This is a genomic window from Nostoc sp. (assembly GCF_036917975.1).
Taxonomy (GTDB): Bacteria; Cyanobacteriota; Cyanobacteriia; order Cyanobacteriales; family Nostocaceae; genus Nostoc.
The window spans coordinates 337,815-362,484 of record NZ_JBALEJ010000024.1; the positions used below are offsets into that span (position 1 = coordinate 337,815).

The following is a 24,670-nucleotide window of genomic DNA, read 5'->3' on the forward strand; positions in this document are numbered from 1 at the left end:
GGTCTGCTGGCAATGGATGATGCCCAGGCGTTGTGTTACAGTCGATCAATTATCTTGGCATTATCTGGTAGTTTGGCGTCTCTTTGCCCAGCAGTACGCGCTCTAGCTGTGAACAAACCAATGGGAGTATTTAATAAATTTACAAGGGTGGCTTGACCCGCGATGCCTGGGTTGGGCTGCGCCAACGCCTTTTTAATATCTCTTGGTATTTCTTTCAATAACCAACGTGTCAAACGATAGCCGTATTCTTTGGGTGTCATCTCTCGCATCAAATCTACACCGTGTAGTTCGTGCAGATAGCGATTTGAGCGTCCATAGCGCCGCCATTGACTTTGCAGTTCTTTGAGTGTAGCGCGGTGGCGGTGCTGAACGATCGCATCGGGAGCAAATTCCAAACGCCCGATGTTTTCCCCCAAAATCCGCCAGCAAATATCGGCATCGCCACCTGTGGTAAGATAGGGACGAAATAAACCCGCTTTTTCTAAGGCTATGCGTCGAATCGCCAAATTAGCCGTTTGACCATAGGGACGAAAGAAATGGTTCAGGGTATGCTTTTGCGATAAAGTTTCCTGAAGGTCTGCGTGTCTTTCTAGCAGTGTTGTGCCTGGTAGTGCCACAATTTCACCAGCAACAATTACCACTTCTTTATTGACAAAAGGTTTAATTAGTGCATCTAACCATTGCGGTTGTGGACGGCAATCTGCATCGGTAAAAACGATAATTTCACCCGTAGCGGCGCGAATCCCAGTATTACGAGCAGCATAAGAGCTTTGAATTTGGTTTTCACTCAATGGGTGAATTGTAATTGGGCAATTTTCGGCAGATGTTTTGAGGATGGTAAGAGTGCGATCGCTACTATTATTGTCCACCAACAAATACTCTACCTGTTCTCTTGGGTAAGTTTGAGACAATAGACAATTGATTAACTCTGGTAAATCCGCCTCACCGTTATAAATAGGAACAACCACCGACACCATTGGTAAAAAGCTGGTGGCGGTGGTTGCATCAACTGACTGATGATTCATAAATCTGAGATTTGGGAGATGGGATTACTAGTTAGTATGCCCAAATCCAAATCCTGGAACAATTAGAAGGAGCCAGAATTCAGAATTCAGGAGTCAGAATTGATTGGTGAGGGATTGGGGACTAGGGACTGGGGACTGGGAAGATTTAGATGGGGATTCAGAATCCAACTAAATCTTACTCATATTTTCTTACCCAGTACCCAGTCGCGAAGCGCCCATTACTCCCTTCCTTCGCTGCACGGAAGTTGTGGAATCCTGAGCGTGACCTGTTGAAACTAAAATTTCAAGTTACCTGCACGACTCATGGGTTGAGTGGGCTGATTTGCCGGCGGCTGGGCAAAGTTATTATTTGATAAAATTGCGATCGCACGGGCATATTGCGGATCGCTCTTAGTGCCGATTAAATCTGGATTAGAAGCTAACTGACGCTCTTGTGCCTCTGTCAAGTCTAGCTTGATATCTGGCGTAATCCCTTTATGGTTAATATCCGTTCCTGCTGGGGTGTAGTAATGGGCAATGGTGACAGCCAAGCCGGAACCATCTGCGAGTTCATGAACTGACTGCACTAAGGCTTTGCCAAAGGTTTGACCACCAACAACTACCGCCCGCTTGTTATCCTTGAGTGCCCCTGTGAGGATTTCGCTAGCACTAGCGGAATTACCATCTACCAAGACCGCCAAAGGACGATTTGTCAAAGCAGTGCGATTGGCTTTAGTTTCTTCACTACTGCCCACACGGTCTACTGTCTTGACAATGCCGCCGTTATCGTACCACATCCGAGCAATTTCAATGCTCGCCTGCAATAACCCGCCAGGATTTCCCCGCAAATCTAAGACATAGGAATCAACTTTCTTAGTATTCAAATCGCGGATAGCTCGTTGCATTTGGTCTGCGGCGTGGGCGCTAAATTCTCGCAAACGAATATAGCCAACGCGGCGATTCCCTTCTTGTCTGAGGGTATAGCGTACTGTTGGTACTTCAATACTTGCTCTTGTTAGCTTCAAATCAAAGGCATTTTGACCCGTCCGTCCCAGTCGTAGTTTGATGGGAGTACCCGCTTTGCCACGGATTAACTTGGAGGCGTCATCCACCTTCATTTTGAGAGTGGGTTTGCCGTCAATTGCCAAAATTTCATCGCCTGGTTTGATCCCAGCTTTCAGCGCTGGAGAATTTTCTATGGCTTCGACAACAGTTAGCCGCTGAGTTTTTTCGTTCACTTCCATCCGAACGCCAATACCAGAGACTTCTCCAGATGTTTGGTTCGTCAGGGCTTCAAACTGTTCGGGGTTCATGAATCGAGTGTAAGGATCTCCCAACTTTTGTAAAGCTTCGCGGATGGCGGTGTATGCTTCTTCGCGAGAAGAGTAGTCTTTGCTCAACAGGCTTTGTCTGGTTGCTTGCCAATCTTGTTGATTAAATTTACCATCAACATATTCATGATTTACCAGTTGCCAAACTTGGTCAACTATCACTTTTGGGCTGTCTTGTAGGGCTAGAGCAGCACGGACACCACGAGTCCAAGCAGGGCCGAATACAGACATCGTAGCAGTCGTGGCGATCGCTCCACCAATCAAGGCTACTTGGAGCGGTGAGTAACTTTTCGCAGATTGGTTCATGTATACTTAGCTGGAATAATTGTGTTGTTGACAGTTTAGCAATCAGGCTTTCCAGAAATTTTTAAGTTTTTATACCCCAAAATAAACTATGCTCCTTCATCATTTTTATGGGTACAATGATGCCAAAATACCGCATTAGTTATTAACAACCATTTCTCAGTTTGTTAGCCTTCTCCGGAAGGCCACACTGATCTTATGACACTTTGATTAGCGTCATATTTGCATTTTCGATTACTTTCATAAGATAGCACTTTGCTCACTGAATTGCAGCACTGTTATATAGCCATTAAATCAGCTTTTCTTACCTAAGTCATGAAACGCAAATTTACCATCAAATCATTAATTTCTATTAAAAAAAAATCGGCTAATTTGTGGCAATTGTTACAAAAACTAACTAGCGGATTGTACGTTATCCTGGGTGTTTGGCTGATTTTTACTACTATAACCTTAGTTTTTGCTTCCTTGCAGCCTGTAGATGCCTTCTTTGTGCTTGGTGGCAGTATTCGTCGAGAGACTTATGTTGCCCAACAAGCAAAACAATATCCACAAACCCCAATTTTAATTTCTCATGGTTCCCCCGATCCCTGTATACTGTTAATTTTCCAGGCAGAATTGGCAGGGTTACAAAACGTTTGGTTAGAAAAGTGTGCGAATTCTACCTTTGAAAATTTTTATTATGGTATTCCAATTTTGCGGCGTTGGGGAGTGCATAAAGTCATGTTGATTACCTCACCGAGTCATTTACCTAGAGCCTTATGGATGGCACAGATTCTTTTGGGCGCTCATGGTATTTGGGTAGAGTCAGAGATTGTTCAGGAGTTGGGCGTCCCTGGTAATAATGAATCTTGGCTTAAAACTGGGTTAGATGTAACACGCAGCTTATTTTGGGCGATTTTAAGTCAAATTATTCAACCGCAATGCTCAAATGTGACAAAACTTACCGAAGTAGATATGCAAGCTTGGGAGAATCGAGGTTTTCATTGTGAACACCAAGGGGGGCTGGGAAGATAATTTACTCGTAATGTGTCCACATGCGAATTATCTTGACTACTTGCTCGGATTCGATGACCTCATATACCAACCGATCCTGTATATTTATCCTACGAGAATAAGCACCTGATAAGTCACCAACCAGCTTTTCATAAGGTGGAGGATTTTGAAAAGGATTTTCTTCAAGGACTGTGAGTAATTCCTCGGCCTTTTCCTTTAAGTTACTAGAAGCTAATTTCTTCGCGTCTTTTTGCGCTTGTTTTGTGTAAATCAACCTCCAACTCGCTCCTTCGGGGTTTGCAAGTGGCTCCTCAGAAGCTTGTTGACTCACCAATCCAACTCCTCATCACATTCTTGAATCGGGGTTGCTAGTCCTTCTTTTATAGATTCTCGCATTCCAGAGACAGATAATAAGTAAAGAGTCTCCTGAATTGCAGACCAATCTTTTTCCGCAAGCAGAATTGCATTACCGCGATCGCCTCGAATGATCACAGGTTTACCCTGCTCTGCAACTTGGTCGATAATCTGTTGCAAATTATTTTGAGCGTCGTTGACGGGAAGCGAAGACATCATAACTTTTTTAACTCACGATAACTTTAATTTAGTTTACTCATCCTACAAAAAATTACTTTGTTTTTTGATAGCATGATAACCGTGTGATCATGCTAATTATGATAGTATCATTTAAGGATCGAGGAACCGAAGATATTTTTGATGGCAATGACTCAAAGGAAGCTCGAAAGCAATGTCCTATATACTGTTGGGAAGTTGCACGGAGAAAATTAGATCAACTTAATGCAGCGTTATCTCTAGATGACATTAAAGTTCCACCGGGTAACAGGTTAGAAGTACTAAAAGGCGCTCGTAAAGGTCAACATAGCATTCGGATAAATGACCAATATCGAATTTGCTTTATATGGACACTCCAGGGTGCATCAGAAGTTGAAATAGTCGATTACCATTAGGAGGTAACAACAGATGAGAGTTGCAAAGTATAGACCTCCATCACATCCAGGTGAAATATTACTTAAAGATTTTCTAGACCCAATGGGAATAACCCAAAGAGAACTTGCAGATGCACTTCACGTTCCTTATCAGCGAATAAATGAGCTTGTAAATCAAAAGCGAGGTATTACACCTAGTACGGCAATAAGGTTATCAAAATTTTTCGGAAATAGCTCAGAGTTTTGGTTAAACCTCCAACAAAATTGGGAACTTTACCACGTTCTCAAGGAAGAAGAAGAGGAACTAAAAAGTATTTTGCAATTTAGAACCACGAAGTAGCGATCGCCGTAAAAATTCAGCTATATTTTTGCAGAATAAAAGAATCGTAATTAGGCGTAGTTTAATAAAATCTCACTTTTATAAAAATAATTTAGCGATCATTCTGCATGAAATGGGACACTTAGCAGACTTCATATCGAGCTATACTGAATTTGGTTATTAGGCTGCTATCAAGGGTTATAGTCCATGTAACTCAAATACTTCAAGCCAACCCAATCTCCATGTTCAGTAAAACCAAACTTGTACCCATATCCAACATCCCAAAAGCAAAACATATATCGTTGAATTTGTTGGAAATTATTACGCATGAATTGGGTAACAGGTTTTTCCGATGAACCTCCATCATACTTAACTTTGAAATAGTAAGGATCGTCATCAAACATCTTTCCTGCTTTTAAAGCAAGTTCGATTGCGATCGCTTCCTCAGAGGAGATTGTACAAAAAATTTGGTGGTTGTAGATGAAGTAATCGTAATACCCGTAACACTCTATCGGCTTTAACTTTACTAGCACCTTACTGATTTTTTCATGTATGTCTCGTGCGACTGGCTTCGTCGATTGACAGGCAGTTACGTGCTATCCCTTTCCATGTTGCGATCGCTTGATCGAAATCAGTAGTTTGAACAAAGCCTTCCGACAATAATAAATTCCAGCAATTCAGTCCTCCCCTATTCTCTGTATTCCAGACAAACGGCTGACGATTTTCTGTATAATTTCTAACCCTGTTTTGTCACTCTCGGAAAACAATAATCTCAGCCAAACTCTGAGACTTTGATCTCATCAAGGTTTGAGGCTTTATTTTCTAATAGAAACTAGAATTTATAGACAAAACGTGGAAATTAAAGCCCTGTAAGCATTTGGGCGATTGGATTCTCCCACTCTGACAAAAGAGGGCTAAACCGACTAATAAGGTCTTGCGTCTCTGGGTGCATAAATCATCCAGATGTAAATTTGTGCATTAACAAGCACATTTTAGTGTAATGGCTTGTTTCTAGACATCACTTGTGCTAATACACCCAATGGATATCAATGCAAAAGTTCCCAATTTTGCAGCATTAAAATAGCATCTTTATACAAAGACAAATCCACATGGTTAACTTCTATTCCCTCTCCGATTCCTTGTAGAAGAGTAATTGTTAATTGTCCTCCCAAGTGTTCACGGAACTCGGTAAGTCCCCTAAATATACAATGCGGATGGTCTAATTGATCTAACTGCTCTGTTAGTGCTGATACGTACAAAGTAAAGCCTAATTTTTTGAGTGTAGTTAGAACTCGTTGCCACTCTGATTGCAAAAGTTGCCCTGTTAAATATGAATAGGTCGTATCTAAAGCGATGCCGATCGCTACAGCTTCACCATGACGTAGGCTGTAATTAGTTAAATGCTCTAGTTTGTGAGCAGCCCAGTGTCCAAAGTCTAAAGGACGCGATGAACCCATTTCAAAGGGATCGCCGCTACCAGCAATATGCTCTAAGTGCAACTGAGAACAGCGATAGATTAGCCTTTCCATTACGTCCATGTCTCGATTAGCCAATTTATCGGCATTAGTCATAATGAAATTGAAGAAATCTGCATCTTTAATTAGCGCTACTTTCACCGCTTCTGCAATACCCGATCGCCAATCTCGATCGTCAAGGCTAGTCAGAACATCAAAGTCATTCAAGACAGCATAAGGTGGCATGAATGTACCCAAAAAGTTTTTCTTTCCGAAGGCATTGATTCCGTTCTTTACCCCTACACCCGAATCATTTTGCCCTAATACTGTTGTTGGTACTCGTAGCAGTCGAATTCCTCGGTGAGCCGTTGTTGCTGCGTATCCTGCCATATCTAAAACGGCTCCACCTCCAATTGCTAATACGTAGGAGTGACGGCACAATCCAGATGCATTGATCTGCTGATGAATTTGCTCTATAAATCTAGAATCGTTTTTGACTGCTTCTCCACCCGGCACTACTATCGGTTCACCGCTTAGTGTTAGCACATCTTCATAACGCTGGGCATAGGCTGATAATTTTTTTAGCAACCCATCCTGGTACTGTAAAAATCCTCCATCTACCACTGCTAGCACTTGCTTTGGGGTTGTTTCCCCATCTGCGGCAATCACTTGTGCGAGTAAAGGATTATCTGGCTGAAACAAACCTTTAGTGAAGTGAACATCATAATTGAAGGTCACGCGGACACATTGATTAATTGGTTGCAGATTAAGAGCGGTTTTTTGTTGAATAGCCATTTGAATATTATTGTGTTTGAAATAACTGTAAATAAATACATTGCTGCAATTAGAGTTGACGGCACAATGGACATAATAAATCAATTAAATACTTCAATTAAATGATTTATTACACCAATTTAACTACTAAATTAATCACATTTTTGAAGTGCTTTTACCTTAGTAGATAAAGTTAAAATAGCATGAGGTTACAATTCTTATCAATACCTGAACTTTATATTTTATCTGATGTTGGCAATGCAATGGAGATCATTATTACATAGAATTCTAAATTTTTTCCGTAAGATAATTCAGTGTTCATCTAATTCAAATGATATCTTTACAATATCTTCTTTAAAGTCGGGAGATTTTTATAGATTCAGTGAATTTATGATCTCAGTAGAATACGAGTTAACTACTTCAATCCCAAAGTATCAAGTTTAGTGGTAGATTTTATACTTAGTTGTCATAAAGAAGTTGGGCAACTTCTCCTGAATTTATCATGAGTAAAGTAAACAAGTTACTGCATCAATGGCTGTTAAAGTCTGTTTCAGAAAAAGCTTTTGCTTGGCTGGAACAGAAGGAGGCACAGATTGCTAGCGGTGCTGCGGAACGAGTGTTTTTTACAGCTTTTAGTGCTGTGCCGCGCTATCTCGGTAAAGAGGATTTGCAGCTAACATTCCGGGACTTAGAAGTAGCACAGGATGTAATTCCCGGTTGGTATCCTGGTCATTGGAGTGTAGATCAAGCAGGTCGCACACTCTTACTTTTAGCTTTGCCCCACGATGATACTCAGGGGTATTTGCGATCGCTCGATCAATTCTTCTCCACTGCCGATATGGGGGAGTTAGTTGTTCTTTATCAAAGTTTGCCATTATTACCACATCCAGAATTACATCGCCACCGTACTGCTGAGGGAATTCGCAGCAATATGAGTAATGTATTTCAAGCCATAGCATTACGCAATCCCTATCCTGCAAATTATTTAGATAATGCTGCTTGGAATCAGATGGTGCTGAAGGCTGTGTTTGTCGGCAGTCCGTTGCATCTAATTTGGGGTCTAGATCGCCGTGCTAACCCGGAATTGGCGAAGATGTTGGCAGCCTATGCCCATGAACGCTGGGCAGCTAAACGCTCAGTTACACCAGAACTTTGGCGACCTGTAGGGCGGTTTGCCGATAGCGCCATCATTACAGATTTAGAAAAAGTACTGGCTAATGGGGCTATAGACGAGCAAAAAGCAGCAGCATTAGCTTGTGCTGAGTCTCCTTTACCCCAAGCGCAAGCATTGCTTTCTCATTACCCAGATTTACAGTCATCCATTCAACAAGGTAATCTGACTTGGAGCAATTTTAGCCGCGATGCCTGCGGCGATCTGCGCTAACGCCTCTTTGTCTACAAATAGAAGGGAGTAGCGAGTGGGGATGAGGGAGAAATAAATTCAAAATTAAAGTACTTCTGCCTCCTGCCTTCTGGCTTCTGCCTCCTGCCTCCTCTTTCCCAATTCCCAATCATTAAAACCATGATGTTTATCGATCCTCACATTCACATGTGTTCCCGTACTACTTACGATTACTTAGTAATGCGGGAATATGGTATTGTCGCTGTTATTGAACCAGCCTTTTGGTTAGGACAACCCCGAACCAACGCCGGCTCATTTAAAGACTACTTCAGTAGCCTTGTGGGTTGGGAACGGTTTCGTGCTAGTCAGTTTGGCATCCAGCACTACTGCACAATCGGATTAAATCCGAAAGAAGCTAACAATGAAGCACTAGCAACAGAAGTTATGGAACTGCTACCACTTTATGCATGTAAAGAAGGAGTTGTTGCCATTGGCGAAATTGGCTATGACGATATGACAGAAGCAGAAGATAAGTACTTCTGTCAACAGTTAGAACTAGCTAAAGAACTCGATATGTTAGTACTAATTCATACTCCTCACCGCAATAAAAAGGCGGGTGCTAGTCGGAGTATGGATCGCTGCATTGAATATGGTTTAGATCCTTCACAAGTAGTTATCGATCATAACAACGAAGAAACCGTTGAAGAAGTATTAGGACGTGGTTTTTGGGCAGCTTTCACGATTTACCCACAGACGAAAATGGGTAACGTCAGAATGGTAGAAGTTGTTCGTAAGTATGGACGAGATCGGATCATTGTAGATAGTAGTGCTGATTGGGGTATTAGCGATCCTTTGGCAGTCCCGAAAACGGCTCAGTTGATGTTAGATAGAGGCATTCCTGAAGAACATGTGCGAGCAGTTTGTTATGAAAATGCCCTAGCTGCTTACAGTCAAACTGGGCAGATGAAAGCTTCAGATTGGCTCAATCCCCAATTTGTCGATCAGCGTCAAATGTTCAGTGGTAATTCTGTACTGCGGGGACAGGAACCAGGAATCAAATCAGTTTCAGATTATGTGTTGATTGAGTAGGGAGTAGGGAGTAGGGAGTGGGGAATTGCATAAATATCTGATTTATCTGTAATATGCAGTTTATTTTGAGAAATTACTAGACAAGGAGGCAGATAAGTGAATGTTGCAAGCTTAAATTTTCAAGGCTGGCGGGGTTATCTAGAATTGATGCGTCCTGCTAATATTGTTACTGCTTGGGCGGATATTCTTGTTGGTTTTGCTGCTTCTGGCTCTGGGATTATTTTTACTAAATTAATTAATGGGGAAGCAAGTTTTGCCGTATTAATTCCATTAGGTTGGTTGTTATTAGCTACAACTGGTTTATACGGCGGTGGTATAGTTTTTAATGATGTTTTTGATGCGGAATTAGATGCAAAGGAGCGACCAAATAGAGCAATTCCGAGTGGTCGTGTATCTCGTCAAAATGCTACTTTCTTGGGAAGTATACTATTTGCAATCGGGATTATAGCTGCTTTTCAATTATCCTGGTTGAGTGCTGCGATCGCTATTTTTATCACTCTTTCATGCCTCCTCTATAACTCACTTGCCAAACATCATCCTTTTTTTGGCCCTTTAAATATGGGTTTGTGCCGTGGTAGTAACTTATTGTTAGGTGTCAGTGCTGTACCCGAAATCATCGGAGAACGTTGGTATTTAGCGCTGATTCCTGTTCTTTATATTGCTGCGATCACCGCAATTAGTCAGGGTGAAGTTCACGGAGGTAAGAAAATTACGGGAGTACTAGCACTACTGCTAATTGCAATAGTTTTGACGGCAGTTTTAGCTTTAGGATTATTAGAAGAGTATACAGCGATCGCAGCACTACCATTCGCTGTTTTCTTAGCTATCAGAATCTTGCCTAATTTTATCAAAGCTGCGCGTGAACCAATAGCCGAAAATATTAGAAATGCCGTGAAAATAGGTGTTTTATCTCTAATAGTCTTGGATGCAACTGTTGCATCTGGTTTTGCTGGTTTGTATTACGGTTTATTAGTGCTAATTTTGTTACCAATTTCGATGAAGTTAGCACAACTATTTGCTGTTACTTAAACTTGAATACCCAGTTATGAGAGGATGTTTGAAAAGTTTTGGGCGAATATAATTCGCTACTACACAAACCAATTCCACCTCCGTGGACTAATGAGGAATCAAGGGTTTTTAACCCACGGAGGTGGGTTTTGTCTGTGTAGCCGCGATTTCTAATCGCCAGGGCTAGTAAACAACCTCTAAGGGCGTACATCTATGCGCCCCTAACCATAAATATGTGGTATATATTTGATGAAATTGTATAAACTTCAGAAAACAGATTAATTATTTTATGAAATATAGGGCATAAAAATGAAAATCACAAAAGATAGCAACTTTCACTTAACTTATTGCAGCAATATTCATCCTGGAGAAAGTTGGCTAGAAGTTTTCGCTAATTTAAAAACCTATATTCCTGAACTAAAGTCGCGTTTATCGCCTACAGAACCTTTTGGTATTGGCTTGAGGTTAGCAGATATCGCCGCAAAACAACTTTTAGAAAGTAATAACTTAGCTCAATTTAAAACTTGGCTTATTCAACAAGATTTATATGTTTTTACTTTAAACGGATTCCCTTTTGGCGGATTTCATCGACAGGTAGTAAAAGACCAAGTTTATTTACCAGATTGGTCTACCGAAGAACGAGTTAATTATACATTAAACTTGGCACAAATTTTAGCTACTCTATTACCAGAAGAACTTGACGGCGGAATTTCTACACTACCATTATCTTATAAACCTTGGTGCGAAAAAGAACAAGCAACTTTCGAGATAGTTTTGAAAAAGAGTTGTTTCAATATAGCACTAGTTGTTTTAGAAATGATTCGTATCTACGAAGAGACAGGAAAGACACTGCATATTGATTTAGAACCTGAGCCTGATGGTTTAATTGAAAATACCTCAGAAATAATTGATTTCTATCAAAATTGGTTATTGCCAATTGGCAGTAATTATTTATCAGAAAAACTAAATATTGAACAGAGTTTAGCAGAGACTAAATTGCTAGAACACGTTCGGATTTGCTATGACACCTGTCATTTTTCAGTGGAATATGAGCAGCCAAAGTCTGTATTTACACGTTTGCAATCGGCAGGAATTAAGATTGGCAAGATTCAAATCAGCGCTGCAATTAAAGTAAAAATACCTGCTGATGTTGAGAAGCGTAGTTTGATAGTTGAACGTTTACGTCCTTTTGCTGAATCTACCTATCTTCACCAGGTAATAGAACGTCGTAATGATGGTACACTCCATCACTATCCTGACTTAATCACTGCACTACCACATTTAGAGCAATCTCTAGCTGAAGAATGGCGCACTCATTTTCATGTCCCAATTTTTATTCATGATTATCAAATTTTGCAATCTACTCAAGATGATATTGCTACTGTTTTGCATCTACTTCAGACAAATAATGCTTGCTCACATTTAGAAATTGAGACTTACACTTGGGATGTATTGCCATCAGAAATTAAGATAGATTTGCTGACTTCTATTCAGCGAGAATATGAGTGGGTATTAAAAGAACTAGCCGCAAATTAATAAGGAACTAAGTTTATGAAAAAAACAGTTATTCTAAATGTCGTAGGATTAACACCTAACTTAATAGGAGAAAACACACCGTTTTTATCTTCTTGGGCTGCGAAAGGGCAAGTAGTTCCGATCGCAACAGTGTTACCTGCTGTAACTTGTTCTGTTCAGGCTACTTATTTAACAGGAAAATTGCCTGATGAACATGGGATTGTCGCTAATGGTTGGTACTTCCGCGACGAATGTGAAGTGAAGTTTTGGCGACAATCTAATAAACTAGTGCAGGCTCCCAAAGTTTGGGAAATCGCTAAATCAATCGATCCAAACTTCACTTGTGCCAACCTTTTTTGGTGGTACAACATGTATTCTTCAGTAGATTATGCCATTACGCCGCGCCCAATGTATCCCGCCGATGGGAGAAAATTACCTGATATTTATACCCATCCGGCTGATGTGCGATCGCAAATTCAATCTGATTTAAGTAACTTCCCTCTGTTCGATTTCTGGGGGCCAAAAACTTCCATTAGTTCTAGCCAATGGATTGCCAATTCTGCAAAATGGATTGAGGAACGTTACAGCCCGACACTATCACTAGTTTATTTACCACATTTAGATTACTGTCTGCAAAAATTTGGTAACAATCAAACACAGATTCAAGCAGATTTGCGAGAAATTGATGCTGTTTGTGGCGATTTAATTGAATATTATCAAGCACGTAATACTCAGATAATTATTCTTTCGGAGTATGGTATTACTCCAGTTTCTAAAGCTGTGGATTTGAACCGTGTATTACGGGAAAATGGTTTAATTGCTGTACGAGAAGAATTGGGGCGAGAATTACTCGATTTTGGTGCTAGTATTGCCTTTGCTGTTGCCGATCACCAAATTGCTCATATATATGTGAACGATCCAGCATATATCTCGAAAGTGCGATCGCTTTTAGAAGCAACCGAAGGCGTAGCGCAGGTATTGGATGACGAAGGTAAACAAGCCTACCATCTTGCTCATTCTAGATCGGGAGAGTTGGTAGCGATCGCTCAACCTGATGCTTGGTTTACCTATTATTATTGGCTAGATGATGCAAAAGCGCCTGATTTTGCTAAAACTGTAGATATTCACCGCAAACCTGGTTACGATCCTGTAGAACTTTTCCTCGATCCGCAAATTAAATTTCCTCAAGGAAAAATTGCTCTTAAGTTACTTCAGAAACAACTAGGTTTTCGCTACCTCATGGACGTGATTCCTTTGGATGCTTCCCTGGTGCGTGGCTCTCATGGTAATATTACCACCTCTCCAAATGAAGGGCCTCTATTTATCACCCATCAAACTCACCTAGTTGATGAAAATCGAATTGAGGCGACAGATGTTTTCTCGTTGATTCTCAAACATTTAAATCAGAAGTAGGGACATATCTTGGTAAGAATCTTCGGCTGATTGTTTTCGATCCAGAAGAGGAGGCGAATGCCTCCGGCACACTTCGTGAACGCAAAATGGCAAAAATAGAACAGTACCGTCAACTTATTCAAGAACTACTGCTAGCTTACAGCGAAATCAAAGCCAGCAACGAAGAAGTCGAAGCAGAAGTGATTTTTGATAGAGAACGCGATCGCTACCAAGTCGTTCACGCGGGGTGGTCAAATAAGCGCCGTGTATATGGCTGTGTTTTGCATTTAGATATTAAAAACGAAAAAATTTGGATTCAACACGATGGTACTGAAGGAGGTATTGCCAATGAACTTATTAGTCGAGGTATACCCAAAAAAGACATCGTTTTGGCTTTTCATTCCCCTTTTAAACGACAATTTACCGAGTTCGCTGTTGGTTAAGATGGCTGAAGGTTAAAAGGAACCCAATCACTCAGATAAATCGCGGTGCGTGGGCGTAGCCCGTCGTAGACATCGCTTTCACTGGGTTTATTTTAGATTTAAGTCAGGTTTGGTAGTTCAAATCTTGCACCAGACGATTAAAAATAGTGCTAGAAATATTCTACATCCACGGACAAGATTAAATATATGAACACAACACCCTCTAAAAGTGAAACAGATGAAATGCTCAAGTGGTTGAATCGTAACCGCCAGATGTTATTAGATTTATATAAAAATCAATATATCGCTTACAATGCAAATGGAATAATTGCTCACAGTGAAAACTTACGCGAAGTTTTATCATTAGCTAATGCTGCAAAACAGCCTTTTTTAATTTACCTAGTTCCCCGTCGCACTGCTTCTATAGAAATAAATTTTACCAATTCGCTTCCGCACCGTTGCTCGACATGATTGGCAACCAAATTATAGGGTTATTTTAAAACACGGAGATATAGAATCTAATACAACAATGTTAGTAGATTCTGGTGCTGAATTAAGTTTAATTTCATTAAAAGTTGGTCAAGATTTAGGCTATGCTTTGGCTGATTCCAAATCAATTTTGTTGGCAGAAACTATAGGTGGCAGAGTTGAGTATGTTTTACGTAATGTCGAAATGACAATTGATGAACACAATTTTATTACTCCTGTCGCATGGTTGTAAACCAATACAGGCGGAGAACAATTGCTTTTAGGGCGAGAAGTTGTATTTGATAAATTTAATATTGAATTTAGGCAAGCTGAGGAGCAAATTATTTTTACATGGCGTGAAGATTTGAAATCATAAAAAAGAGACTCAGGCAATAACCCTGTTTTGTCACTCTCGGAAAACAATAATCTCAGCCCAACTCTGAGACTTTGATTTCATCAAGGTTTGAGGCTTTATTTTCTAATAGAAACTAAAATTTATAGACAAAACGTGGAAATTAAAGCCCTGTAAGCATTTGGGCGATTGGATTCTCCCACTCTGACAAAAGAGGGATAACCACACTGATGATTCGCCTGTATCCGTATCTGCGCCCGGACTTGTTCAGGAATCTGGCTCACTAGCTTAAGGGTTCAATCAACCCACGTTTGACAGCTTCGCTTAACGCAGTAGCTTTTCTTAAAAGCCCTTCTTGATAGACCTGCATCAGTGTTTGTAACTCTGAGCGATCGCTTTCAGTAAGATTCCCTGATTGTTGGCGATCAAGCAGTTCACTTAATCGGGCATCCTGTGCCGATTCCATTTGCAGTTCGGTCAGCACCAGGACTTGTTCATCAGAAAGGGCAAATATCATTTTTATTCCTCTTTCGTTTTACTAGCCCACTGTCTGTAGCTTGGTACAAGGGATAGATATAGTGTCAACCACCAAAGGTATAATACTTCAGGTGCGAAAAATCGATGGTAATCAAATAAACCGTGGCAAATCTCATTCCTAAGATTAGAACCTAAAGGTTCAATTAACAAACATCTCAAACTAAAAATAGTATTCTCTGTTAAAAGTTGCTTTAAGTCAGGTAATTCCAGAACTTTACCAAGAGTGTAATCATGTTGAAGTTGGAGGTGAGAGGTGATAGATCCATTGAGCTTCAAAATATGGCGTAATGAGTTCTCTAATTGTGGAATTAATAGGTGTGTTGCAACAACCAAATCTCCTTTTAATCCGGCTATCAAGCCTCTTGCATAAAGAGGCTCACGTCCTTTTGGGATAAATGGATTTTCATTGACAATGAAAGATAGATCATCCAAGCTTATATTATGTTCAGAGCAAATTTGATTACAAGCAGGGGCAATAAAGTTTAGTCCGTAGTAACATTGATAGAAGTTAGCAATTCTGAACATAGATTCTACTAAAGCATCTTCACTTCTACTAACAGCTTTTGTTTTTCCTTCTTCATCTACTAGAACTATTGGAATTAGATAAGATATTTTGTGTGACTCTATATCCTGCTTTGCTTCTGATTCAACATCCTCAAACCTCTGAATCAGATTAGCTCCGAATGCTAGAGAATATAAAGCATCATATAGTGACTTCTCTTTTACCAATTCTATCGCTATTTGCTGTATTTGAGGGTTTGTAAAATCGTTGTTTTCACCTTCACTAAGAGGAATATTAAATATATTAGACATTGATTCTTTTTGATAATCGAGCATCTGCTTATGTAATTCCTCTAGACGTGCGGAAGTCTCTTGTTTTTTTCCAAAAGTATCCTCAATCTTCTTGAAAACTCTGAGAGCATTTTCAAGTCGTCCAGCCGCAACACTATAAAAATTATGTTCATTTTCAACAAGAGCTTGCTCGGCATACCAAACCTCAACTTCTGCAAGATACAACTTCGCAATACGTTCAGATTTTTTGTCACCAGCGATTTTGTACCATTCACTCTCTATATCACGATAGGCTTTTTTATGATAAAAAGCTCGGTGATAATCTGGAAATTTGTCCATAGAAACTGCCTTTTGTGCAGCAATGGTTGCATATTTAGTTGCATAGCTTGAAAAGTTACTGTGGATAATATTGAGGCTCTTCTTCCCGAATTCTTCTTGGAGTACCTTCATCGCACTACCTGTCAAAAATTCATTATCTATACCTAGATAGCGATCTATAAGTTTATCAATATGATTAAAAACTTGATATCGTATTACACTATTCTTTTTTCCGTCAATGAGAGGTGCTAACTGTGCTGCTCGTTGTAATCTTTCATAACAACTCATCCAGTTTTCTGTATCTTCTAGATTCCTTGCTGATTGAAGATATGACTCTACAGCTACCTTAGCCATTTGTATTGGTCTAGCATTTTCTGGATCTCGTTTACAAATCCAGAGTATGTCAGCTAACCTTGCCAGCATTTCAGGATCAGTTATCTTTATAGCTAACCCTCTTAATATAGCCAAATGATGATCAGACAAAGCTGAGGTTATCATCTCTTCTACAGCAGGGAGGCTCTGCGGCTCCATCAGAAGAGAAGTAATCTCACTCAAAAATTTGAAAATCTCCTGAGCTATACTGTCACCAGATGATTTATATACTTCGGATTTTAGCCTAAATTCCTCACTGTAATTCTGGCATTCTTTTGCGATTTTTTTATCTAATATCTCTGTCCATTGATACTTATCAAAGTCTGATAACTCAAACTGTGGTACAGATCTAAATTGTGACATATTTAGAGTTTATGAGGCATTATTTGGGATTTCAAGTAAAAAACTATCCAAACTGTAGGGTTTGTTTGGTGGAAGTCATAACGCACCATCGCTACAACAAGAAGTAATAAAAGACTCATTTGGTAGCAAATCACCGAAGAAAGCGAGTAGTTCCAAATTGAATTCTATAAAAATTAATTAATATAATAAATAGGGACTGAGAAATACATCTCAGCCCCGATAAAAAAGCGGGCTAACCGCTATTTATATGGTTAACCCGTGCAGCTTTGGGAACGCGCAGAGAAATTGTTATTGCAATACCAACTTCACATTGGCGTTTTGCAAACCGCGCTGTTTTACTTCAGCCAAAGTTTTGTTAACGGCATACTTTTGGTTGATTGAGTTGATCAACTCGGTTTGGTTGTGCTTTTTAGCAACGCCCCACAAGTCAGCGATTAGGTCAAAAGAACCATCGCTGTTGCGAGACCAGCCGAGATCATATTCGCCTTCCAACACGGCAACGATGTCAGAACGGACACGCTGACCGTTATAACCACGGACATCAGCTTCAGTCTTTACGCTGATGCCGAGGTCGCGCAAGGAAGCCTTGAGGATTTCGGCATCGGTGATTTTGGTACGCAGGGTGCTAAAGTGAGACATTTGGGTTTCCTCCAATGAGAAGATTGAGAAAAACGACAACGGTTTGTTTTGGGCGAAGCCGCGCTTAACAGGATGCGGCTTTTCTTATAACTGCTAGCATTTTCAGCTAGCCTTTCCCCCTGGGATGGCAGAGGAAAGCTTTTAAAACTCCATTCGCTGATATTCAGCTACGGAGGATGCTGCGGGGCGGGCGCGCTGTCTGGCCCAATCTCTCAGGGCTGTTACTTGTTCTTGCATCGTTCGAGACAGCGGCAATGTTGCCTTCAGTGCAGCAATAATATCTAGTTGGGTGAACTCCCGATCTTGGGCAAAAGCTTCATACATTGCCGCAACGATCGCTTGCTCAACTTCTGCCCCAGAAAAGCCATCAGACATCTTGGCTAGTTGCTCAAGATCGAATCGAGAGATGTCTTCACGGCGTTTCGTCAGGTGAATATTGAAAATGTGTTGCCGTTCTTCCGGTGTTGGCAGATCGACAAAGAATATTTCATCAAAGCGTCCTTTCCTCAAGAATTCGCCAGGTAAGCGTTCTACTCGGTTGGCGGTTGCCATCACGAACACTGGTGATTTCTTATCTTGCATCCATGTGAGGAAAGAGCCGAAGATTCTACTTGAAGTCCCCCCATCAGAATCAGATGAACCTCCACTACCAGCAAAGGATTTATCCAATTCATCGATGAACAAAATCGCTGGGGAAATAGATTCTGCTGTTTTCAGGGCGTTTCGCAGATTTGCTTCACTTCGTCCCACCATTGAGCCGTCATAAACTCGCCCCATATCCAACCGCAACAGTGGTAAACCCCACAGTCGGGAAGTAGTTTTGGCAATTAATGACTTACCGCAACCGGGAACCCCTAAAATTAACATTCCCTTTGGTTGAGGCAAACCATACTCTCTCGCTCTTTCTGTAAAGGCGTTAGAGCGTTGCTTGAGCCATCTTTTTAACTCTTCTAAGCCACCTACAGCATCAATTGTTTCATCTTCTTCGATGTATTCTAAGATTCCATTGCGCCGAATTAGTTGCTTTTTCTCAGATAAAACGATATCTACTTCATCTTCCGTCAAACGCCCTTTAGTTACCTGTGCCTTACGGTAGACTTTCTCAGCTTCATCTTTAGTTAGACCCAAAGCTGCTCTGAGAAGTTTTTCTCTGGCTTCTGTTGTCAACCGCCGACCACGATTTTGGTCTATATGATAAGTCAGTACTTTATTCAAGTCTGCCATATCTGGCAGTGTAAAATCGATAACAACAACTTCTTTTTCCAACTCTATTGGTACTTGTTGCATTGGTGACATCAAAATGATGTTCTTTTGCATACCTTTAAAGCTAGCGATCGCATCACGTAACGATCTGTTTGTTGCAGGCGCATCTATAAAGGGGTGTAAATCTTTAAGAATAAATATACTTGGTTCTTTCTGCCGAATTATCCACTCAATCGCTGCCTCTGGAGACACAGTATTATGTTGGGTGACATTTCGGGGTTGACCATACTCGACAATCCCGTGTGTTACTGTCCAAATAAATACTCGGCGCAGGGGCTTTAAATCCTGGGCGATTGTGGAAACTGCTAGCTCGGCCCGCTCTTCCTCGGAGGTCACAAGGTAGATTAAAGGGTATTGAGCTTGAATTAGGATACTGAGCTCTTCTTTCATACTTCGACCTACTTGAGACCTTATAGAGACAGTAGAGACATTGCTTCTGGTAAAGACAACCAAATCATGAATATCTATCTAGCAAGGAACTAACTCTTCCTCGCCCTTGGGATTGGTTTCATCTTCATCCATCTCATCAATAGAAAGATGCTCTTGACCAACGACTCCTGGTTGATTGCCTAAAGTAACCAGTTCCCCATCACGTAATACTAGTGAACTATCACAAGTCGGGCATGAATAAACTCTATGAGTCCGCCCATAACTAGAATCTTCTAACTCTTCAACTAATTCTTGATTAGACAGGTAAAAACCAAGGGCACGCTCGGCAAGTTCTGACATTGGCTCGGAATCGATTGCTGAACGAATCTTCAGTTTTCTGTGCAACTCTGACGATAAATACAAAGTGACCTTTTGCTTAGTTTGCGTTTGCATATAACTCATTAACGGTCTTACCCGGGTATGTATATCAAGTTATCGGTTCTTTTCTTGCTTGTCAAGACAGTAAAACGTTTTAACGGCAGTTTCGTTACATTTATTTACATTTGGAGATGAGATGCTAATGAATCAGGCTGAAACTGGGAATTAGCGATCGCTAAACCAACAACAATAGAGTAACGATTGCCGGACTTGGCTTATTTTTTAGTGATTTGGAGCGTCAGCAGATTCAAGTTGAACACCTTTCCGGTTGTAAACAACTGATATCCACATAAGCCAGAAACATCAATATCTGGTGGTTTTTGGTCGTTTGGCTTACCGATGCAAATTACCGAGAGATTGGCTGGAAATTGTAAAGATGTGTTGGTTTGGAAGTGAAAAAGCTCTAAAGTTAGCTCGGCTGTCTGAGATGCACTGTACATAAGTTGTCTTATGAAGCACTATTCATAAGCTTCTCTACCGAGAGCTTAAAAGAGAATGGTAAATATCCTGAAAGAATATTGAATTTTTAATGAGTGCTTTTTTTAGTGCAAGGTATTGATCTTGACAAAATGTGTAATGTAAATGGCTACTGCTAATAAAATCTGTAGTTTGGGGCGAAGAATTTGTCGGTTTGCCGCCAGCGTTAGCGGAGTCATTGCCCTGCTAATAATCCTGTGGGGTTGTACTGCAAATGATTTTAACTCTGGAGCGATCGCCTGGAAAACTTATACTAACTCTCGTTATGGCTTTGAATTTCCATATCCGAGTAACTGGACTTCTTTAGCAGCCCCAGCAAATGATGATGGAATTGCGTTTATTTCACCACAAGATAACTCAGTGGAAATTCGGGGATGGGCAAGTCATCAGTTACCAAATTCGATTGTTACAGATCAAGAGTCTGTGAAAAAGATAAAACCCAACTTTCAAACCACCCAAGGAGTATCTGGGATAGTAGTTGTAGAAGTTGATCAACAAGTAGGTTCCATGACACTGACCCTAACTCAGGGTCATGTAAAATACTATTTGCGGGGACGAAGCAAGAGCCAAAAATTTCAAGATTACTATCGTTTGTTTTATTACATTGCCCAGCAGTATCGGATTACAAAGTCTTGAGTTATGGGGTATGGGGCATGGGGATAAAGGAGATGAGAGAGATGAGGGAGATGAGGGAGATTATAAAAAAGCTTGCCACCCTTCCTCATGCCCAATCTCCAATGCCCAAAAAGAATGATGATTGAGAGGGGACAGAAACCTGATAAATTTAGCTAAATCCAAAAGAAGCCCCACACTTACCACGAAGTGGAAGTGTTGGGATGAATTTTGGGGTGATGATAGCGACGCGGAAAGCGAGTCAGACGCTCCTGCGTCGCTAACGCTGCGCTATCGAGCAATAACGACTATTACTCGCCCTTGGGAGTGGGGTGGGCGACGGATCGCCAATTTCTGTGTTTTCTGATAGGATTGTATTGGTTAACTTCACCCCTATTGGTGTCTGATAAGCCTCTGTCCAGCAGCATTGCGACTATTGGTAAGCGACTCCGTTGCACAGCATAGAAGTAAGTAGGCACATCTTGATTAATACGAATCACCTTCGGGTTTGCCCCATAGCGCGAATAAGCCAGCATCTCATCCAGGGCAGTAAAATTCGTAGGGTACAAGGTAAGAAATTGCATAGTCTGCGGAGGGGCATCTCGTGGACTTAAAACAAAGCTCAGTTAATGTCCGACGGGATACCGGGAGTCGCTGAGAAGCACACATTGTACGCTTGCGTCAGAGTGGGAGTATGTCACCTATCAGCGAGTAAAAACTGGTGAAGATGAAAGTCCTGGTTATTGGTGGTGATGGATATTGCGGTTGGGCAACTGCTCTTTACCTTTCCAATCGAGGTTATGAAGTTGGAATTTTAGATAGTTTGGTGCGGCGGCACTGGGATAATGAACTTGGTGTCGAAACTCTTACTCCCATCGCACTAATTCAGCAACGCCTCCAGCGCTGGCAAGATTTGACAGGTAAATCGATTGACTTGTTCATCGGCGATATTACAAATTACGAATTTCTCCATAAAACACTACAGCAATTTCAGCCAAATGCCCTTGTGCATTTTGGTGAACAGCGTTCGGCTCCATTTTCCATGATTGACCGAGAACACGCAGTTCTTACCCAGGTCAATAATGTAGTTGGGACGTTGAACTTACTGTACGCCATGCGCGAAGATTTTCCCGACTGTCATTTGGTGAAGTTGGGGACAATGGGAGAATACGGTACACCCAACATTGATATAGAAGAAGGGTATATCACCATTGAACACAATGGACGCAAGGATACCCTACCTTATCCCAAGCAGCCTGGGTCAATGTACCATTTAAGCAAAGTCCATGATAGTCATAACATCCACTTTGCTTGCCGGATTTGGGGATTGCGAGCAACGGATTTAAATCAAGGTGTGGTTTATGGCGTTTTAACTGAAGAAACGGGGATAGACGAACTATTGATTAATCGGCTAGATTACGATGGTGTGTTTGGTACTGCACTGAACCGCTTTTGTATTCAAGCCGCCATTGGACATCCGTTAACTGTCTACGGTAAAGGTGGGCAAACTCGCGGATTTTTGGATATTCGGGATACAGTTAGATGTGTGGAATTAGCGATCGCTAACCCTGCCGAAGCTGGTGAATTCCGCGTATTTAATCAATTTACCGAACAATTCAGCGTTGGCGAATTGGCATTGATGGTGAAAAAAGCTGGTAACGCTATTGGATTGAACGTAGAAATCAATCACTTAGATAATCCCAGAGTCGAGAAGGAAGAACATTACTTCAACGCGAAAAACACCAAATTGCTCGATTTAGGTTTACAGCCTCACTTGCTCTCTGATTCTCTACTCGATTCTCTGTTAAACTTTGCCATTAAGTATCAGAAACGAGTTGATCACAAACAAATTCTGCCTAAAGTCTCTTGGCACAGAAATTAGGGTAAACTCTGCGTGCGGCTGATAACAGAAGCTTATTTAACTCAAGTCAGTAATTGGCCTAAAAATGGTCGTCATATTTTAGCACAATATGACGACCATTCAATTGTTGTTTATCAGGCGTATCGTCCATCTATTGGTGACTTCGCCGCTACTTACGGTTATTTTGGTGGTGAGTTTAGTTTTGACCGCATGAGTTGGATAAAACCTAACTTCCTCTGGATGATGTATCGTTCTGGATGGGGTACACAAAATGGTCAAGAGGTAGTGTTAGCTATTTGGCTTAAGCGTTCGGCAATTGAAGAAATTTTAGCAACGGCTGTTCATTCCAGCTACGTTCCAGAACTTTATGCCGATAAAAGTATATGGCAAAAAGCATTGAAGCAATCACAAGTCCGCCTACAATGGGACCCAGACCATCATCCAACTGGGACAAAATTAGAACGACGTGCTATTCAGTTAGGGTTACGTGGTCAAGTGCTAGCTGCTTATGCCAAAGATTGGATTGTGAACATTGAGGACATCTCGGACTTTGTACAAAAACAGCGCCAAAATATTAAATCTGACTGTGCAGAGTTGATTACACCACAGGAGAGAGTCTATTCTGTGTTTGATACCGAAACGCAAGCAAAGCTGAGATTATCTGCCTGGACTGAATAGTTTTTTATGAGAATTGCTCTATTTACCGAAACCTTTTTACCCAAGGTTGACGGCATTGTAACGCGCCTACGCCATACTGTTGACCATCTACAGCGCAGTGGTAATCAAGTGCTGGTGATTGCCCCAGATGGAGGCATCACAGAACACAAAGGCGCTAAAGTTTACGGTGTTACTGGCTTTCCTCTGCCATTGTATCCAGAATTGCAAATGGCATTACCCCGCCCAGCTATTGGTTATGTTTTAGAAGAGTTTAAGCCCGATATTATTCATGTCGTAAATCCAGCAGTTTTGGGTTTAGCAGGTATATTTTATAGCAAAATCCTCAAAATCCCTTTAGTAGCGTCTTATCATACTCATTTACCCCAATATCTCCAACATTACGGTTTGGCGATGCTGGAAGGGTTTCTTTGGGAATTACTGAAAAGCGCTCATAATCAAGCAGCTTTGAATCTGTGTACCTCCACAGTAATGGTTGAGGAACTGACAGCACACGGTATTGAACGTGTAGATTTATGGCAGCGCGGGGTAGATACGGAATTATTTCACCCCGATTTAGCTAGTGTAGAGATGCGATCGCGCTTATCGCAAAATCATCCAGAAAGTCCATTGCTACTTTACGTTGGGAGGCTTTCGGCTGAAAAAGAAATTGAGCGCATCAAACCAATTTTAGAAGCAATTCCCCAAGGGCGGTTAGCATTGGTTGGAGATGGCCCCCACCGTCAAGCATTGCAAAAACACTTTGCTGGCACAAACACTTATTTTGTTGGGTATCTCATGGGACAAGAATTAGGTTCTGCCTTTGCGAGTGCTGATGCCTTCATCTTTCCTTCCCGTACAGAAACACTAGGTTTAGTACTACTAGAAGCGATGGCTGCTGGCTGTCCGGTGGTAGCAGCCCGTTCCGGGGGAATTCCTGATATTGTGACAGATGGCGTAAATGGATATCTTTTTGAGCCAACAGCAGATATTCAAGGGGCGTTAGCCGCTACTGTTCGCCTCTTGGAACAAAAACAACAACGAGATATCATCCGTAAAAATGCTCGCCAGGAAGCAGAAAGTTGGGGTTGGGCAGCTGCCACCAGGCAGCTACAAGATTACTATCAAAAAGTGATATTTTCTGAACAGTTGACAAAATCGGGGAGTAGGGAGTAGGGAGTGGGGAGATGAGGGAGATGAGGGAGACAAAAAAATAACCATGCCCAATGCCCAATGCCCCATGCCCAAAATCTAAAATCTAAAAT

At 41.2% G+C, this 24,670-nt stretch carries 28 protein-coding genes; 15 read left to right on the forward strand and 13 right to left on the reverse strand.

Annotated features, from left to right (window positions below; all coding sequences use genetic code 11):
* Positions 1 to 35: 35 nt before the first annotated feature.
* Positions 36 to 1,025 (reverse strand): glycosyltransferase, encoded by a 990-nt coding sequence (locus V7K76_RS09920; RefSeq protein ID WP_335029754.1) that lies wholly within the window; start codon positions 1,023 to 1,025, stop codon positions 36 to 38.
* Between the two features lie 275 nt (positions 1,026 to 1,300).
* Positions 1,301 to 2,641, reverse strand: coding sequence for a carboxyl-terminal processing protease CtpB (ctpB, locus tag V7K76_RS09925; protein WP_335029755.1), 1,341 nt, complete (start codon positions 2,639 to 2,641; stop codon positions 1,301 to 1,303).
* 312 nt (positions 2,642 to 2,953) lie between these two features.
* On the opposite strand from ctpB, the gene V7K76_RS09930 reads away from it, so the two are divergent.
* Positions 2,954 to 3,652, forward strand: coding sequence for a YdcF family protein (locus V7K76_RS09930; RefSeq protein ID WP_334776489.1), 699 nt, complete (start codon positions 2,954 to 2,956; stop codon positions 3,650 to 3,652).
* A 1-nt stretch (position 3,653) separates the two neighbouring features.
* On the opposite strand, the gene V7K76_RS09935 is transcribed toward V7K76_RS09930, so the two are convergent.
* Both V7K76_RS09935 and V7K76_RS09940 read right to left on the reverse strand, forming a co-directional pair.
* On the reverse strand, positions 3,654 to 3,962 hold the full coding sequence (locus tag V7K76_RS09935; RefSeq protein ID WP_334776490.1) for a Txe/YoeB family addiction module toxin: 309 nt from the start codon (positions 3,960 to 3,962) through the stop codon (positions 3,654 to 3,656).
* On the reverse strand, positions 3,959 to 4,204 hold the full coding sequence (locus tag V7K76_RS09940; RefSeq protein WP_334776491.1) for a type II toxin-antitoxin system Phd/YefM family antitoxin: 246 nt from the start codon (positions 4,202 to 4,204) through the stop codon (positions 3,959 to 3,961). The genes V7K76_RS09935 and V7K76_RS09940 overlap by 4 nt, the downstream gene beginning before the upstream one ends.
* Before the next feature lie 98 nt (positions 4,205 to 4,302).
* Between V7K76_RS09940 and V7K76_RS09945 the strand changes: the two genes are divergently transcribed.
* Complete coding sequence (locus V7K76_RS09945) at positions 4,303 to 4,596, forward strand: type II toxin-antitoxin system RelE/ParE family toxin (protein WP_334776492.1); 294 nt, start codon at positions 4,303 to 4,305, stop codon at positions 4,594 to 4,596.
* A gap of 13 nt (positions 4,597 to 4,609) precedes the next feature.
* Positions 4,610 to 4,915: a HigA family addiction module antitoxin gene (locus tag V7K76_RS09950; protein ID WP_334776493.1), complete on the forward strand. Its 306-nt coding sequence runs from the start codon at positions 4,610 to 4,612 to the stop codon at positions 4,913 to 4,915.
* A gap of 170 nt (positions 4,916 to 5,085) precedes the next feature.
* Here V7K76_RS09950 and V7K76_RS09955 read toward each other — a convergent pair whose 3' ends face one another.
* Positions 5,086 to 5,427, reverse strand: a complete 342-nt coding sequence (locus V7K76_RS09955; protein ID WP_334776494.1) for a hypothetical protein — start codon at positions 5,425 to 5,427, stop codon at positions 5,086 to 5,088.
* Positions 5,428 to 5,940: 513 nt separating this feature from the next.
* Complete coding sequence (locus V7K76_RS09960) at positions 5,941 to 7,143, reverse strand: 3-dehydroquinate synthase (RefSeq protein WP_334776495.1); 1,203 nt, start codon at positions 7,141 to 7,143, stop codon at positions 5,941 to 5,943.
* Between the two features lie 481 nt (positions 7,144 to 7,624).
* Between V7K76_RS09960 and V7K76_RS09965 the strand changes: the two genes are divergently transcribed.
* From V7K76_RS09965 to V7K76_RS10000, 8 genes are all read left to right on the forward strand, one after another.
* Positions 7,625 to 8,506 (forward strand): EboA family metabolite traffic protein, encoded by an 882-nt coding sequence (locus V7K76_RS09965; RefSeq protein ID WP_334776496.1) that lies wholly within the window; start codon positions 7,625 to 7,627, stop codon positions 8,504 to 8,506.
* Between the two features lie 138 nt (positions 8,507 to 8,644).
* The gene (locus tag V7K76_RS09970) at positions 8,645 to 9,553 is read left to right on the forward strand and encodes a TatD family hydrolase (RefSeq protein WP_334776497.1); all 909 of its coding nucleotides are present in this window, start codon (positions 8,645 to 8,647) and stop codon (positions 9,551 to 9,553) included.
* Positions 9,554 to 9,649: 96 nt separating this feature from the next.
* Complete coding sequence (gene eboC / locus V7K76_RS09975) at positions 9,650 to 10,582, forward strand: UbiA-like protein EboC (protein ID WP_334776498.1); 933 nt, start codon at positions 9,650 to 9,652, stop codon at positions 10,580 to 10,582.
* Positions 10,583 to 10,870: 288 nt separating this feature from the next.
* Complete coding sequence (eboE, locus tag V7K76_RS09980) at positions 10,871 to 12,097, forward strand: metabolite traffic protein EboE (RefSeq protein WP_334776499.1); 1,227 nt, start codon at positions 10,871 to 10,873, stop codon at positions 12,095 to 12,097.
* Between the two features lie 15 nt (positions 12,098 to 12,112).
* A complete protein-coding gene (locus V7K76_RS09985) occupies positions 12,113 to 13,489 on the forward strand; it encodes an alkaline phosphatase family protein (protein WP_334776500.1) in 1,377 nt (458 codons plus the stop codon).
* 86 nt (positions 13,490 to 13,575) lie between these two features.
* Positions 13,576 to 13,911, forward strand: coding sequence for a XisI protein (locus V7K76_RS09990; protein ID WP_334776501.1), 336 nt, complete (start codon positions 13,576 to 13,578; stop codon positions 13,909 to 13,911).
* A 186-nt stretch (positions 13,912 to 14,097) separates the two neighbouring features.
* Positions 14,098 to 14,361, forward strand: a complete 264-nt coding sequence (locus V7K76_RS09995; protein ID WP_334776502.1) for a DUF5678 domain-containing protein — start codon at positions 14,098 to 14,100, stop codon at positions 14,359 to 14,361.
* Between the two features lie 58 nt (positions 14,362 to 14,419).
* Complete coding sequence (locus tag V7K76_RS10000) at positions 14,420 to 14,611, forward strand: hypothetical protein (RefSeq protein WP_334776503.1); 192 nt, start codon at positions 14,420 to 14,422, stop codon at positions 14,609 to 14,611.
* A 382-nt stretch (positions 14,612 to 14,993) separates the two neighbouring features.
* On the opposite strand, the gene V7K76_RS10005 is transcribed toward V7K76_RS10000, so the two are convergent.
* The 6 genes from V7K76_RS10005 to V7K76_RS10030 form a co-directional block, all read right to left on the reverse strand.
* On the reverse strand, positions 14,994 to 15,227 hold the full coding sequence (locus V7K76_RS10005) for a hypothetical protein (protein WP_334776504.1): 234 nt from the start codon (positions 15,225 to 15,227) through the stop codon (positions 14,994 to 14,996).
* Positions 15,228 to 15,229: 2 nt separating this feature from the next.
* Positions 15,230 to 17,092 carry a DUF4209 domain-containing protein gene (locus tag V7K76_RS10010; RefSeq protein ID WP_334776505.1) on the reverse strand — a complete coding sequence of 621 codons (1,863 nt, stop codon included), beginning with the start codon at positions 17,090 to 17,092 and terminating at the stop codon, positions 15,230 to 15,232.
* 288 nt (positions 17,093 to 17,380) lie between these two features.
* Positions 17,381 to 17,731: a DUF1257 domain-containing protein gene (locus V7K76_RS10015; RefSeq protein WP_015136553.1), complete on the reverse strand. Its 351-nt coding sequence runs from the start codon at positions 17,729 to 17,731 to the stop codon at positions 17,381 to 17,383.
* Between the two features lie 141 nt (positions 17,732 to 17,872).
* Positions 17,873 to 19,384: a stress-responsive protein Ycf46 gene (gene ycf46 / locus V7K76_RS10020; protein ID WP_334776506.1), complete on the reverse strand. Its 1,512-nt coding sequence runs from the start codon at positions 19,382 to 19,384 to the stop codon at positions 17,873 to 17,875.
* Between the two features lie 78 nt (positions 19,385 to 19,462).
* Positions 19,463 to 19,816 (reverse strand): hypothetical protein, encoded by a 354-nt coding sequence (locus V7K76_RS10025; RefSeq protein ID WP_334694973.1) that lies wholly within the window; start codon positions 19,814 to 19,816, stop codon positions 19,463 to 19,465.
* A 200-nt stretch (positions 19,817 to 20,016) separates the two neighbouring features.
* Positions 20,017 to 20,241, reverse strand: coding sequence for a hypothetical protein (locus V7K76_RS10030; RefSeq protein WP_334776507.1), 225 nt, complete (start codon positions 20,239 to 20,241; stop codon positions 20,017 to 20,019).
* A gap of 142 nt (positions 20,242 to 20,383) precedes the next feature.
* Between V7K76_RS10030 and V7K76_RS10035 the strand changes: the two genes are divergently transcribed.
* The gene (locus V7K76_RS10035) at positions 20,384 to 20,914 is read left to right on the forward strand and encodes a hypothetical protein (protein ID WP_334776508.1); all 531 of its coding nucleotides are present in this window, start codon (positions 20,384 to 20,386) and stop codon (positions 20,912 to 20,914) included.
* A gap of 287 nt (positions 20,915 to 21,201) precedes the next feature.
* Here V7K76_RS10035 and V7K76_RS10040 read toward each other — a convergent pair whose 3' ends face one another.
* Positions 21,202 to 21,474 (reverse strand): hypothetical protein, encoded by a 273-nt coding sequence (locus V7K76_RS10040; RefSeq protein WP_334776509.1) that lies wholly within the window; start codon positions 21,472 to 21,474, stop codon positions 21,202 to 21,204.
* Between the two features lie 143 nt (positions 21,475 to 21,617).
* Here V7K76_RS10040 and V7K76_RS10045 point away from each other — a divergent pair, with 143 nt between their 5' ends.
* The 3 genes from V7K76_RS10045 to V7K76_RS10055 are packed head-to-tail and all read left to right on the forward strand — an operon-like array spanning position 21,618 to position 24,581.
* Complete coding sequence (locus V7K76_RS10045) at positions 21,618 to 22,772, forward strand: NAD-dependent epimerase/dehydratase family protein (RefSeq protein ID WP_179069093.1); 1,155 nt, start codon at positions 21,618 to 21,620, stop codon at positions 22,770 to 22,772.
* A gap of 12 nt (positions 22,773 to 22,784) precedes the next feature.
* Positions 22,785 to 23,429 (forward strand): DUF4291 domain-containing protein, encoded by a 645-nt coding sequence (locus tag V7K76_RS10050; protein ID WP_334776510.1) that lies wholly within the window; start codon positions 22,785 to 22,787, stop codon positions 23,427 to 23,429.
* 6 nt (positions 23,430 to 23,435) lie between these two features.
* The gene (locus tag V7K76_RS10055) at positions 23,436 to 24,581 is read left to right on the forward strand and encodes a glycosyltransferase family 4 protein (protein ID WP_334776511.1); all 1,146 of its coding nucleotides are present in this window, start codon (positions 23,436 to 23,438) and stop codon (positions 24,579 to 24,581) included.
* The last annotated feature ends 89 nt before the right edge of the window (positions 24,582 to 24,670 follow it).

Excerpts from the sequence above, each read along its gene's own strand:
- V7K76_RS09970 (WP_334776497.1), top strand. The coding sequence starts at position 8,645 with ATGATGTTTATCGATCCTCACATTCACATGTGTTCCCGTACTACTTAC.
- V7K76_RS09930 (WP_334776489.1), top strand. The coding sequence starts at position 2,954 with ATGAAACGCAAATTTACCATCAAATCATTAATTTCTATTAAAAAAAAA.
- V7K76_RS09995 (WP_334776502.1), top strand. The coding sequence starts at position 14,098 with ATGAACACAACACCCTCTAAAAGTGAAACAGATGAAATGCTCAAGTGG.
- V7K76_RS09945 (WP_334776492.1), top strand. The coding sequence starts at position 4,303 with ATGATAGTATCATTTAAGGATCGAGGAACCGAAGATATTTTTGATGGC.
- V7K76_RS10030 (WP_334776507.1), bottom strand. The coding sequence starts at position 20,241 with ATGTACAGTGCATCTCAGACAGCCGAGCTAACTTTAGAGCTTTTTCAC.
- V7K76_RS10000 (WP_334776503.1), top strand. The coding sequence starts at position 14,420 with ATGTTAGTAGATTCTGGTGCTGAATTAAGTTTAATTTCATTAAAAGTT.
- V7K76_RS10045 (WP_179069093.1), top strand. The coding sequence starts at position 21,618 with ATGAAAGTCCTGGTTATTGGTGGTGATGGATATTGCGGTTGGGCAACT.
- V7K76_RS10015 (WP_015136553.1), bottom strand. The coding sequence starts at position 17,731 with ATGTCTCACTTTAGCACCCTGCGTACCAAAATCACCGATGCCGAAATC.
- ctpB (WP_335029755.1), bottom strand. The coding sequence starts at position 2,641 with ATGAACCAATCTGCGAAAAGTTACTCACCGCTCCAAGTAGCCTTGATT.
- eboE (WP_334776499.1), top strand. The coding sequence starts at position 10,871 with ATGAAAATCACAAAAGATAGCAACTTTCACTTAACTTATTGCAGCAAT.
- ycf46 (WP_334776506.1), bottom strand. The coding sequence starts at position 19,384 with ATGAAAGAAGAGCTCAGTATCCTAATTCAAGCTCAATACCCTTTAATC.
- V7K76_RS09920 (WP_335029754.1), bottom strand. The coding sequence starts at position 1,025 with ATGAATCATCAGTCAGTTGATGCAACCACCGCCACCAGCTTTTTACCA.
- V7K76_RS10040 (WP_334776509.1), bottom strand. The coding sequence starts at position 21,474 with ATGCAATTTCTTACCTTGTACCCTACGAATTTTACTGCCCTGGATGAG.
- V7K76_RS09965 (WP_334776496.1), top strand. The coding sequence starts at position 7,625 with ATGAGTAAAGTAAACAAGTTACTGCATCAATGGCTGTTAAAGTCTGTT.
- V7K76_RS10025 (WP_334694973.1), bottom strand. The coding sequence starts at position 19,816 with ATGCAAACGCAAACTAAGCAAAAGGTCACTTTGTATTTATCGTCAGAG.
- V7K76_RS09985 (WP_334776500.1), top strand. The coding sequence starts at position 12,113 with ATGAAAAAAACAGTTATTCTAAATGTCGTAGGATTAACACCTAACTTA.
- V7K76_RS09950 (WP_334776493.1), top strand. The coding sequence starts at position 4,610 with ATGAGAGTTGCAAAGTATAGACCTCCATCACATCCAGGTGAAATATTA.
- V7K76_RS10010 (WP_334776505.1), bottom strand. The coding sequence starts at position 17,092 with ATGTCACAATTTAGATCTGTACCACAGTTTGAGTTATCAGACTTTGAT.
- V7K76_RS09990 (WP_334776501.1), top strand. The coding sequence starts at position 13,576 with ATGGCAAAAATAGAACAGTACCGTCAACTTATTCAAGAACTACTGCTA.
- V7K76_RS10055 (WP_334776511.1), top strand. The coding sequence starts at position 23,436 with ATGAGAATTGCTCTATTTACCGAAACCTTTTTACCCAAGGTTGACGGC.
- V7K76_RS10005 (WP_334776504.1), bottom strand. The coding sequence starts at position 15,227 with ATGATATTTGCCCTTTCTGATGAACAAGTCCTGGTGCTGACCGAACTG.
- V7K76_RS09960 (WP_334776495.1), bottom strand. The coding sequence starts at position 7,143 with ATGGCTATTCAACAAAAAACCGCTCTTAATCTGCAACCAATTAATCAA.
- V7K76_RS09940 (WP_334776491.1), bottom strand. The coding sequence starts at position 4,204 with ATGATGTCTTCGCTTCCCGTCAACGACGCTCAAAATAATTTGCAACAG.
- V7K76_RS10035 (WP_334776508.1), top strand. The coding sequence starts at position 20,384 with ATGGCTACTGCTAATAAAATCTGTAGTTTGGGGCGAAGAATTTGTCGG.